The following is a 289-nucleotide window of genomic DNA, read 5'->3' as shown; positions in this document are numbered from 1 at the left end:
AGACCCCGTCACCTTTGGCTTTACGGTAAATTGGGTTTATTGAGGATTCAAGGATGAATAAAAATTGCTATCGCATTGTTTTCAATCGAGCCAGAGGGATGCTGATGGTTGTCGCCGATATTACGGTGGCCGCTCATGCACTGACGGCACCTTGTGCGCGACAAAAACGTCCCGTTTCATCGGCTTCTTTTCGCCTCACTCGCCTCAGTTTTGGGTTACTGCTGGCCGTTGGCGGTATCAGTTTCCCCGTGCATGCAAAAATTATTGCCGACCCGCAAGCATCATCCGC

1 protein-coding gene is annotated in these 289 nt (G+C 50.5%); it reads left to right on the top strand.

Annotated elements, in window-relative coordinates; all coding sequences use genetic code 11:
* Positions 1-53: 53 nt before the first annotated feature.
* Positions 54-289: ESPR-type extended signal peptide-containing protein (locus HGT73_RS14670; protein ID WP_244968601.1), on the top strand; the 236-nt coding region annotated here is incomplete at its 3' end.

The organism is Rosenbergiella australiborealis, from assembly GCF_018494035.1.
Lineage (GTDB): Bacteria > Pseudomonadota > Gammaproteobacteria > Enterobacterales > Enterobacteriaceae > Rosenbergiella > Rosenbergiella australiborealis.
Note: the sequence above shows the minus strand (reverse complement) of the source record. Positions and strands in the feature narration are given on the sequence as shown.